This window comes from Rhabdaerophilum sp. (genome assembly GCF_046092605.1).
Taxonomy (GTDB): Bacteria; Pseudomonadota; Alphaproteobacteria; order Rhizobiales; family Beijerinckiaceae; genus Rhabdaerophilum.
In genome coordinates, this window is the sequence record NZ_JBJTDY010000202.1 from 1 (window position 1) to 9,103 (window position 9,103).

The 9,103-nt window shown below is 64.2% G+C and carries 12 protein-coding genes and 2 pseudogenes; 11 read left to right on the plus strand and 3 right to left on the minus strand.

Going from position 1 to position 9,103, the window contains the following annotated elements:
- From ACKODO_RS15985 to ACKODO_RS16015, 7 genes and pseudogenes are all read left to right on the plus strand, one after another.
- Positions 1 to 157: pseudogene (locus tag ACKODO_RS15985) on the plus strand (tungsten ABC transporter substrate-binding protein); the annotation flags it as partial.
- Between the two features lies 1 nt (position 158).
- Positions 159 to 965 (plus strand): molybdate ABC transporter substrate-binding protein, encoded by an 807-nt coding sequence (locus ACKODO_RS15990; protein WP_408984437.1) that lies wholly within the window; start codon positions 159 to 161, stop codon positions 963 to 965.
- A gap of 99 nt (positions 966 to 1,064) precedes the next feature.
- Positions 1,065 to 1,574 carry a tRNA (N6-threonylcarbamoyladenosine(37)-N6)-methyltransferase TrmO gene (tsaA, locus tag ACKODO_RS15995; protein ID WP_408984438.1) on the plus strand — a complete coding sequence of 170 codons (510 nt, stop codon included), beginning with the start codon at positions 1,065 to 1,067 and terminating at the stop codon, positions 1,572 to 1,574.
- The gene (locus tag ACKODO_RS16000; RefSeq protein ID WP_408984439.1) at positions 1,571 to 2,035 is read left to right on the plus strand and encodes a hypothetical protein; all 465 of its coding nucleotides are present in this window, start codon (positions 1,571 to 1,573) and stop codon (positions 2,033 to 2,035) included. The genes tsaA and ACKODO_RS16000 overlap by 4 nt, the downstream gene beginning before the upstream one ends.
- A complete protein-coding gene (locus tag ACKODO_RS16005) occupies positions 2,020 to 2,595 on the plus strand; it encodes an ABC transporter substrate-binding protein (RefSeq protein ID WP_408984448.1) in 576 nt (191 codons plus the stop codon). The genes ACKODO_RS16000 and ACKODO_RS16005 overlap by 16 nt, the downstream gene beginning before the upstream one ends.
- Positions 2,595 to 3,644, plus strand: coding sequence for a FecCD family ABC transporter permease (locus ACKODO_RS16010; RefSeq protein ID WP_408984440.1), 1,050 nt, complete (start codon positions 2,595 to 2,597; stop codon positions 3,642 to 3,644). The genes ACKODO_RS16005 and ACKODO_RS16010 overlap by 1 nt, the downstream gene beginning before the upstream one ends.
- Positions 3,641 to 4,423 (plus strand): ABC transporter ATP-binding protein, encoded by a 783-nt coding sequence (locus ACKODO_RS16015; protein WP_408984441.1) that lies wholly within the window; start codon positions 3,641 to 3,643, stop codon positions 4,421 to 4,423. The genes ACKODO_RS16010 and ACKODO_RS16015 overlap by 4 nt, the downstream gene beginning before the upstream one ends.
- Positions 4,424 to 4,533: 110 nt before the next feature.
- Here the strand turns inward: ACKODO_RS16015 and ACKODO_RS16020 are convergent, their stop codons facing one another.
- Positions 4,534 to 4,710, minus strand: coding sequence for a hypothetical protein (locus ACKODO_RS16020; RefSeq protein ID WP_408984442.1), 177 nt, complete (start codon positions 4,708 to 4,710; stop codon positions 4,534 to 4,536).
- A 170-nt stretch (positions 4,711 to 4,880) separates the two neighbouring features.
- On the opposite strand from ACKODO_RS16020, the gene ACKODO_RS16025 reads away from it, so the two are divergent.
- On the plus strand, positions 4,881 to 5,333 hold the full coding sequence (locus ACKODO_RS16025) for an ABA4-like family protein (protein ID WP_408984443.1): 453 nt from the start codon (positions 4,881 to 4,883) through the stop codon (positions 5,331 to 5,333).
- Between the two features lie 4 nt (positions 5,334 to 5,337).
- Positions 5,338 to 6,138: a hypothetical protein gene (locus ACKODO_RS16030; protein ID WP_408984444.1), complete on the plus strand. Its 801-nt coding sequence runs from the start codon at positions 5,338 to 5,340 to the stop codon at positions 6,136 to 6,138.
- Positions 6,139 to 6,229: 91 nt separating this feature from the next.
- Here ACKODO_RS16030 and ACKODO_RS16035 read toward each other — a convergent pair whose 3' ends face one another.
- Complete coding sequence (locus ACKODO_RS16035; RefSeq protein WP_408984445.1) at positions 6,230 to 6,607, minus strand: hypothetical protein; 378 nt, start codon at positions 6,605 to 6,607, stop codon at positions 6,230 to 6,232.
- Between the two features lie 331 nt (positions 6,608 to 6,938).
- A complete protein-coding gene (locus ACKODO_RS16040; protein ID WP_408984446.1) occupies positions 6,939 to 7,583 on the minus strand; it encodes a TetR/AcrR family transcriptional regulator in 645 nt (214 codons plus the stop codon).
- A 250-nt stretch (positions 7,584 to 7,833) separates the two neighbouring features.
- Between ACKODO_RS16040 and ACKODO_RS16045 the strand changes: the two genes are divergently transcribed.
- Together ACKODO_RS16045 and ACKODO_RS16050 are read left to right on the plus strand one after the other, a co-directional pair.
- Complete coding sequence (locus ACKODO_RS16045) at positions 7,834 to 8,541, plus strand: DUF4386 family protein (protein ID WP_408984447.1); 708 nt, start codon at positions 7,834 to 7,836, stop codon at positions 8,539 to 8,541.
- Between the two features lie 346 nt (positions 8,542 to 8,887).
- Positions 8,888 to 9,103: pseudogene (locus ACKODO_RS16050) on the plus strand (twin-arginine translocation pathway signal protein); the annotation flags it as partial.

A 9,103-nucleotide genomic window follows, 5' to 3' on the forward strand; every position in this document is an offset into this window, starting at 1 on the left:
GCTCGTGAACCCCGCGAAGCATCCGCATGTGAAGAAGGCGGATGGCCAGGCCTTCATCGATTGGCTTGTCTCGCCGGAAGGGCAGAAGGCCATCGCGGATTACAAGATCGGCGGGCAATCGCTGTTCTTCCCCAACGCCACCCAGTCGGGGGCGTGACATGCGCCGGATCGGTTTGGCCCTCCTCATGGCTGCTCTCTCGATCAACGCCGGATCTGCGAATGAGCCGGTTCTGCTCCATGCGGCCGGCTCCCTTCGCGGTGCGCTGACGGAGATCAGCCAGGCCTTCCAGCAGCAGCACGGAACGGCGGTGACGCAGAAATATGCGCCATCCGGCCTGTTGCGGGATGCCATTCAGGGGGGCGAGAAGGCCGAGGTTTTTGCCTCGGCCAATATGAGCCATCCACAATCCCTCGCCAAAGCGGGCAAGGCGGGGCCTGTGGTTCTTTTTGCCCGGAACGAGCTTTGCGCCTTCATCCGGCCTGGGTTGCCTATCACCACGAGCAACCTTCTCGACCGGATGCTAGATCCGGCGATCAAGCTCGGCACATCCACTCCGAAGGCCGACCCTGCGGGCGATTACGCCTTTCAGGTCTTCGCCAAGGCAGAAGCCATCAAGGCCGGCAGCAAGGCTGCGCTTGAAGCGAAGGCCCTCCAATTGACCGGCGGGCCGACAAGCCGCCAACCGCAGGCCGGGCGGAACCTTTACGGCGACATTCTCGCAGAGGGTGCAGCCGATATCTTCCTCGCCTATTGCACGAATGAAGGCCCGATCAGCAAGGAGAGACCCGGCATCGCGCTGGTCCGTTTGCCGGAATCGCTTGCGGTGGGAGCGGATTACGGGCTGACCCTCGTCAACGGTGCCTCGCCGAAGGCAGCCGGTTTCGCCATGTTCATCCTCTCGCCGGAAGGGCAGCGCATTCTGGCGAAGCACGGCTTCACAGCGCCGGGCCTGCCGAAAGAGTGATGGCCTTGCTCAAGACTGTAGGGGCAGTTCATGTGCTGGGGGCTTGCCGCACCCCGCGCCCTGTGTTCGATGGTAGGAGATACGGCGGCAGGAGAGGCCATGAACTGGGACGAGACGAGACCAGGAGAACTGGAAGTCCAACTGCCCGATCGGATGGATGCACGGCTCATCTTCATCGGGCGCATCCGCACGCCGTTTGTGAGCCGCGATCAATGCCCGCGCCAGGGCAAGACCGATGGCCCTGTCTGTCGCATCGAGATTGATCCGCTCTGGCACCCGGCGCTGAAAGGCCTTGAGCATTATGCTCGCGTGGAAGTGCTGTACTGGATGCATCAGGCGCGGCGTGATCTTCTCCAGCAGAGCCCGCGCTCGGATCGCGCCACCTCCGGCACTTTCGCACTGCGTTCCCCCGTGCGGCCGAACCCCATCGCGACCTCGCTCTGCACGTTGGTCGGCATCGAGCATGGCGTGCTGCTCGTGCGCGGGCTTGATTGTGTGGATGGCACGCCCCTGCTTGATGTGAAGCCCGATCGTTGCAGCTATTCACCACCAGCACCGCCCAATCCCGAGGAGTGGCGAGGAGAGACGGGCGAAGGAGAACAGCCATGAGGCTCACCCGTCGGAACCTTCTTGCTGCCTCGGCGATGCTCGCGATGCCGAACATCGCGCGGGCCGCGACGGTGACCGATAGCGCGGGGCGCAGTGTGACAGTGCCCGCACGCACGGAGCGCGTCTTCCCCGCTGGCCCGCCCGCCGCCATCCAGCACTACACGCTGCAGCCGCGCTCGCTCATCGGCTGGCCGCGCGCGAACCGGCCCGCCGAACTGCCCTATCTCGATCCCGAGATTGGCGCGCGGGCCGAGGTGGGTCGCCTCACCGGACGCGGAAACACCACCACTCTCGAAACGCTGCTCGCGCTGAAGCCCGATCTCATCCTCGATATCGGCTCGGTCGCACGCACCTTCGTCGAGGTGGCGGATCGGGTGGCCGCGCAGACCGGCATTCCTATGCGCTGCTCGATGGCCGCTTCGACAAGCTCGTCGAGAGCTATCGCCTGCACGGCCAGTTAACCGGTGAAACGGCACGCGCCGAAGACCTCGCGCGCGTTTGCGATGACGTGATCCGCACCTGCCGCGCACGCGTCGCCACTGTGCCGATGGAGAGGCGCCCGCGCGTCTATTACGCCCGCGGCCCGCGCGGCCTCGATACCGGGCTCGGCGGCTCCATCAATGTCGAGACCATCGAGTTCATGGGCGCCGTCAATGTCGCGGGCGGCGTGCGCGGCGGGCTGGCGACCGTTTCGCTCGAGCAGGTGCTGGTCTGGAACCCCGAGGTGATCATCACCATCGATCAGGATTTTTCGGCAAACGTGCGCAGCGACCCCTCCTGGGCGGCGGTTTCCGCCGTGCGCGAGGGCCGCGTGCATCTCTCGCCGAAGCTACCCTTTGGTTGGGTGGATTTTCCACCGGCGGTCAACCGCATTCCCGGCCTTTGGTGGCTGGGGAAGATCCTGTATCCCGCGCTTTTTCCCGAAGATCTCACAGCCATCTCGCGCGACTTCTATGGCCGCTTCTATCATCGCGTGCCGGATGACGCGCAGATCGCGGCCGTGCTCGCAGGGCGCGGGTGATGCGCGCGAACGAAGCCGCGATACCAGCGCGACCATCGCAGGCGGGGCTTGCCTCGGGCCTTGGCCTCGCCGTGCTGATCCTCGCCTTCGGCGTCGTGCTGGCGTTTTCCTTGGGCCGTTTTCCGGTTGGGATGGGCGATCTTCTCGCCGCCTTGTGGTCGCGGATGAGCGGGCCGCCCTCGGGCTTGCCGGCGGCGACGGAAGCGGTGATCTTCAACATTCGTGGCCCGCGCGTCGTGGCGGCCATCCTCTGCGGCGGGGCTTTGGCTGTCGCGGGCGCGGCCTTTCAGGGCCTTTTCCGCAACCCTCTGGTGTCGCCGGATATTCTCGGCGCCTCATCCGGCGCGGCTTTGGGCGCGGTGATCGGGATATTCTTCTCCCTCGGCATCTTCGGCATTCAGGCGCTCGCTTTTGCGGGCGGGCTTGTCGCCGTAGCGCTCGTCTACATGATCGGCTCGGCAATCCGGGGCAGCGATACCGTGCTCGTACTGGTGCTGACCGGCGTGGTGATCGGCGCGCTTCTGGGTGCGGGCGTGGGGCTGATGAAATACCTCGCCGACCCCTATAACCAACTCCCGGCCATGACCTTCTGGCTTCTCGGCTCGCTGTCGGGCACGGACAAGCATGATCTCCTGCCGCTTTTTGGACCAGTTCTCGCCGGAACCCTGGTGCTTTTCGCCCTGCGCTGGCGGATGAACGTGATGTCCCTTCCTGAGGAGGAGGCGCGCTCGCTCGGCCTCTCCACTGGCCTCATTCGCCTCGCGATTGTCGCTGCGGCAACGCTCGTGACTGCCGCGAGCGTGGCCGCAGCGGGCGTGATCGGCTGGGTGGGGCTGATCGTGCCACATCTTGCGCGATTTCTCGTCGGCCCGGATTTCGGGCGGCTCATCCCCACAGCCGCGATCATGGGCGGCGGCTACCTGCTGGTAATCGATACGCTCGCCCGAACGGCCGCTTCGGTGGAAATTCCGCTGGGCATCCTCACCGCGGTGATAGGCACGCCGTTCTTCATCCTGCTGCTCATCCGCGCGCAGAAAAGCTGGTCATGACGGGCATTGGTTCGATTCTGGCGGCTGAGAATCTCGCCTTCGGCTATCCCGGCCGACGGGTCGGGCAGAATGTCTCGCTCGGCGTGAAGCCGGGCGAGGTTCTGGCGCTGCTTGGGCCGAATGGTGGCGGGAAGACAACGCTGCTGAAGACGCTGATCGGCCTTTTGAAGCCGCAAGGCGGCCATGTGTTCCTTGAGGGCAAGCCGCTCACGGATTTCCCGGTCACCGAACGCGCGCGGCGCATCGGCTATGTGCCGCAGGCCCATGCCGGTGCTTTCGCCTTTTCCGTGCGCGATGTGGTGCTGATGGGCCGCACGGCGCATCAGGGCCTGTTCGCAAGCCCTTCGGAGGCGGATCGCGCATTGGCACAGGCGAAACTTGCGGAACTCGGCATCGCGCATCTCGCCGGACAGCCCTACACCATGATCTCCGGCGGTGAGCGGCAACTCGTGCTTATTGCGCGCGCTCTCGCGCAGGAGCCGCGCGTCATCGTGCTCGACGAGCCCACGGCCAACCTCGATTTCGGCAATCAAGGCAAGGTCCTGCGGCAGATCGGCGAGCTTAGGTCGCGCGGCCTCGCGGTGCTCTTCACGACGCATGATCCGAACCACGCGCTGCGCCATTCTGATCGTGTTGCACTGCTTGGGCGCGGTTCGCTCCTCGCGGAAGGCCCGCCGGCCGAGATGCTGACGGCCAGCCGCCTTGCCGATCTCTATGGCGCGGAAATCCACACGCTCCATGGCCAGAAACCGGAGGAGACTGCCTTCCTGCCAGGGTAGGTGTTTGATCTGCGCGTTCGGGTTCTGGAGACTGTGACGGCGTGAAATAGCCTCCCCAAGTTCCCAGACAGTGTCTCCCGCTTCGCCAAGTGGCAGGAATAATGTTGCCCTTATGGCTGGTCGCACTCCGAGGAGTGAGGTCCTGCGTGGACCTGAATGGCGTTGTCGCCGCTTTCCTCATCCGAAAAGAGCACGAAGCCAAGCCCGATCGAGGCAATCTCGGAGGCATCGATCTCATCGACAACCACACGCCCACCCTTGTTCACCCGGCCACGGTCGACCGCCACGGGGTGCGCCTTTTCGGTTGCCAGGGTGGCAGGCGCGCCGGTGGCCCATGCGCGGGCCCGCCTTCATCGGATCGGGGCGATTTCTGATGTTCCCCACGAGGATATTCTTCTGGACATCCCAACGGCGAACCCCCATAACTTTCCACTGGTAAGTTTTGTTGGAGACATGAATGTCGCCTCAAGAGCTGTTCGGCCTGACAGGAGCGCCCGTGCTTCTGGGCTGGATCATCCTGATTGCCGGGCCGCGGCGCTTCGCGATTCTGAACGCGATTCCGCAATTCATCATTCCCTTCGGCCTTTCGCTGCTCTACGCGGCGCTGGTGCTGAGCCATTTTTCCCGGACGGGGGGAGGCTATGGGAGCCTTGCCGCTGTCCGGCAGCTCTTCACGTCGGAGTGGATCCTGCTGGCAGGCTGGGTGCACTACCTTGCCTTCGACCTGTTCGTGGGTTCCGTGCTTGCGGCGCGGATGGACCGGGCCGGTATCGGACGCCTTGTGCAGGCACCCGTCCTGGCGAGCACGTTCCTGTTTGGTCCGGTCGGTCTCGTCCTCGCCCTTGGCATGGAGACCCTGCTGTCGGGTCGCCAGGCCATGGCCACGCTGAAGTTGCATCCAAGGAGGTGACCCGATGGCCGTGATTGTCTCGCTGGAAGGCGTCGAAGCGCCCGCGCCCCGCCCGCTCGCCGTGCTCGCGGCCTTCTCCGCCATGCTGCTGACGCTGACCCTGGCCTGGGCAGCCTTTGACGACAGGCTCCTCTCAGGCTCCCCGGTCTGGGCCAAACCGATGAAGTTCGCCCTCTCCTTCACGGTCCTGTTCGCGACACTCGCGTGGTTTGAGCGACGATTGTCACCGGGCTGGCGCGAAGGGCTCATCCTGCGCGGCACGGTCGTCGTCATGGCCATGGCGATGCTGGTCGAGATGGGCTACATGATCGTCATGGCGGCGCAGCAGCAAGGGTCGCATTTCAATCTCTCCACCCCTTTCACCACAATCATGTACCGCATCATGGGAGCGGGGGCGATGCTGCTGACCGCCGGCGTGGCGATTTTCGGCATCGCCGTGCTGCGCGACGGGGAGGCAGACGTCACGCCGTCTCTGCGTCTCGGGATCGGCTGGGGCTGCCTGCTGACTTTCGTGCTGACGCTGGTGACCGCGGGATACATGAGCTCGCAGGGGACCCATGTGGGTGTGGCTGCGGCGGGCTCGTCGGTTCTTCCGCTGACGGGGTGGTCGGCGACGGTCGGCGACATTCGGCCCGCCCACTTCCTGGCGCTACACGCCATGCAGGCCCTGCCGCTGGCCGGGCTCTGGTTCGATCGGGTCGGCGTCGCGAAGAGCCGGATGGCATGGGTCGCGATGTTGTATGCGGTGCTCACGATGGCCGTTTTTGCGCAGGCACTGGCCGGCTTGCCGCTCCTGCCTCTTTGAAGGCGTCGAGGGCACCGCGCCCTTTGAGGATGCCGTCCAGATCTCAGCCACGAAGAAGGCCACGCAGAATCAGCAATGGCTCTGTGCCCGGTCAGATGGCCGGACGCTTCATGCCGCGCCTGACAAGGAGACCAATCAGAACGGCGATACCCAGAAGCATTCCGAGAAGTCCCGGCATGGCGATGCCCATCGTGGCCCAGAACATCGTTTCGAACAAGAATTGGCCGAAACCGCTGCAGGGCGAGGTCTCGCCAAGCCAGCCGCCGCATTGTCCCGCATAAGCCGGGAGCCAGATGAGCACACAGATGGCAAAGACGGCGATGAAGGGGCCAATCAAGGCGAACACGATTCCAAGCCATGCCGGCGATGCCGCGACGGGCCTGGAAAGGGCGCGCCAGACGCAGACAGAGGGCGCGACGATCAGCAAAGCGGAAGCTCCCAAGATCAGCAATGCAATGAAAATGTCCATGGCTTCGCTCCTTTCCACCACCGATGTTAGATCCGCAGAATTCCAGAGCGGACTCTGATCGGATTGAATCAGACCGTCCGTTCTCATTTCTTGTTATTTCGAGCATTTTCTTCGACCAACCAGTATCGGAAAATGCTCTAAAGGATCGCTGATGCGGCATGGACGGCCTTTCAACAGGGCGTCGAGAAACTTGATTTATCCTTTTCAGAATCAGAAGCCGACAGAGGCCTCTCCAGGCGATTTGCGCCACAGGTCAGAGGATTTGACGCCTCAGGGTTTCCTGGCTGATCCGCCAGCGCGATCTATCCAAACGCGGAATACACCGGGAGCCTCATTCCGTCTGTCGGGTTGGAGCAGGCGAAGTGCAGGCCGAGACGATCAGCGCCAGGAAATCCTCCGCGACCACCGTTGCGCGCTCCTCCGGCCGCCAGAGATCGCTGCCGGAGCCCTCGGCGCGGAGCGCGCTGAAGCCGTGAACGCTCGCCCAGGCAAGGGTGAGCCGCGCGCGCCGGGCACGGGCATCGAGATCGGGCGCAACCGCGTCCAGCGCCTCCGAGAGGAGGGCGAACGGCCGTTCCGCCGCCTCGCACCAGTCGCGATTGGTGCGGTCGATCAGATTGGCGCGACACTTGAGCCGAAAATGAGCCGGCCAGTTGCGTGCAAAGGCGATGTAGCCGCGGCCAGTGGCGGCAAGCCGCGCCTCGGGCGGGGATCCTCCCGGCAAGGTGTCGAGCGCCGCCAGCATGGCCTCGGCCAGGCGTGTCTCGCCCTCCGTCGCGAAGGCGGTGAGCAGCCCGCGCTTGTCGCCGAAATGCGGCGCGGCGGCCGCATGCGAGACGCCGGCCCGGCGCGCACATTCGCGCAGCGTCACAGCCTCCGGCCCATCCTCGATCACGATTTCAGCCACCGCATCCAGCAGCGCGCGTCGCAGCGCCCCATGGTGGTGGCGACCCTTCGCCTTAGCCGTCACGGTCATGCCGGCATACTGGCCGCGAAGGAGAAACTTGACAATGGCCAGATGGGCGTGGAAAAAACTTACCGTTGGTAAGTTATGGAGCCGCACAAGTCCATCGAAGTCCCGTTCTCCGCGGCAGAGGGCCGCTTTGTACGGGCATCCCGGCCGAGTTCACCGGTCCGGGGCAACTCCACCAGGCGAAGGCGGTCCCCAGTGCTTCACCGACAACTGTGGCGCGCAACCTCATTCTCCGTTCGAAAGGATCTTTCCGATGCCTGTCAGCCTCAAGCGCTTCGCCGCCTACGCGGTTGTTCTCGCCGGGTTCCTCTCCCTTGCCTACGGGCTTACGACGCTTCTGGCCGTCCTGAACTTCTTCAATCTTGAAAGCGCCCCGGCCGCTGAAGTTCTCTCCCTGCTGAAAAGCCGCGGGGGAACCGTGCAGACCGCGCTCATTTCGGCGCTGATTGGCTACTTGCTCGCCGTTCCCATGATGCTGATCATCACGCAGGCCGCTTTCTCCGACCAGGCGGGCCGGGGGATGAAGCGCCATGTTGCCTTCGGGCTTGTCTGGGCCTCGCTGCCTCTTCGGCCCCTGTGGTGGGGCGCCTACCTGACGCTCATTCCGGTGCTGCTTGCGGCGCATGCGCCCGGGGCGGATGCAACGATGGGCACCGCGACATTCGCGAGCTATCGAATGATTGGCGCCGTCCTGAACACGGCGACCGAGGATGTGGCGGTCAATATTCTCGGCGGAACCTGGTTCGTCCTGGTCGGTCTCGTCATTTCCCGGACACGCAACCTCCCCCGTCCACTCGGATGGATCGGGGTGGTGATCGGCATTCTCTATCTGGTGTCGTCGGGCGAACTCTTGGGATTCGGCTTTGGAAACGGCGGGGAAATCATTCCGCTCATTGCCGGTGTCGCGGGGCCGTTCTGGCTCGGTGCGGCCGGGTTCTTCGCGGTGCGCAAGGTGTTCTAGAGCGCAAAGCGATCTGACAGAAAGAGATCTGGCGCTCACTCTTCTTGTTTTCGCATCCGCTCTTTACGCCAACCGGTATCCACTTGGCGGGCGGATGCTCCAGGGCGGATCAAGCCCGGCGCGGCACGGCAGCGACGGGCGCAAACGGCGGCCGCCCCCCGCCCGGAGGCAAGATCCGGACCGGCTTTGCGTTGCCTCAACGCGTCCGGGTGGAATCGCGCCGCATGAACCAGCGATGCCGTGCAGCGACTCCCCGGTTTGGACTAAGCAGAAGCCCCCTTGCGGCTGATCATTTAGCTTGATATCAAATCATAAGTCGTTTGATATCAAATCAAAGGAGGTGCACATGGTTTCTCGTCGCAATCTCATTCTGGGAATTGGCGGAACGCTGGCATTGGTCGGCGCCGGGGCGGCATGGCGCGTCACACAGGTTCCAAAGCGGGCCTATGAGCCATGGAAAACGTTGGACGGGGCAAATCTTGACCCCCGGCTCGATGCCTTCCGGCACGCCATCCTGGCGCCCAACCCGCATAACCTGCAGCCCTGGCGGATCAGGCTCATC

What these genes read in the sequence shown, in the direction of transcription:
- ACKODO_RS15990 (WP_408984437.1), top strand. Translation starts at nt 159, where the DNA reads ATGCGCCGGATCGGTTTGGCCCTCCTCATGGCTGCTCTCTCGATCAAC.
- tsaA (WP_408984438.1), top strand. Translation starts at nt 1,065, where the DNA reads ATGAACTGGGACGAGACGAGACCAGGAGAACTGGAAGTCCAACTGCCC.
- ACKODO_RS16000 (WP_408984439.1), top strand. Translation starts at nt 1,571, where the DNA reads ATGAGGCTCACCCGTCGGAACCTTCTTGCTGCCTCGGCGATGCTCGCG.
- ACKODO_RS16010 (WP_408984440.1), top strand. Translation starts at nt 2,595, where the DNA reads ATGCGCGCGAACGAAGCCGCGATACCAGCGCGACCATCGCAGGCGGGG.
- ACKODO_RS16015 (WP_408984441.1), top strand. Translation starts at nt 3,641, where the DNA reads ATGACGGGCATTGGTTCGATTCTGGCGGCTGAGAATCTCGCCTTCGGC.
- ACKODO_RS16025 (WP_408984443.1), top strand. Translation starts at nt 4,881, where the DNA reads ATGTCGCCTCAAGAGCTGTTCGGCCTGACAGGAGCGCCCGTGCTTCTG.
- ACKODO_RS16030 (WP_408984444.1), top strand. Translation starts at nt 5,338, where the DNA reads ATGGCCGTGATTGTCTCGCTGGAAGGCGTCGAAGCGCCCGCGCCCCGC.
- ACKODO_RS16035 (WP_408984445.1), bottom strand. Translation starts at nt 6,607, where the DNA reads ATGGACATTTTCATTGCATTGCTGATCTTGGGAGCTTCCGCTTTGCTG.
- ACKODO_RS16040 (WP_408984446.1), bottom strand. Translation starts at nt 7,583, where the DNA reads ATGACCGTGACGGCTAAGGCGAAGGGTCGCCACCACCATGGGGCGCTG.
- ACKODO_RS16045 (WP_408984447.1), top strand. Translation starts at nt 7,834, where the DNA reads ATGCCTGTCAGCCTCAAGCGCTTCGCCGCCTACGCGGTTGTTCTCGCC.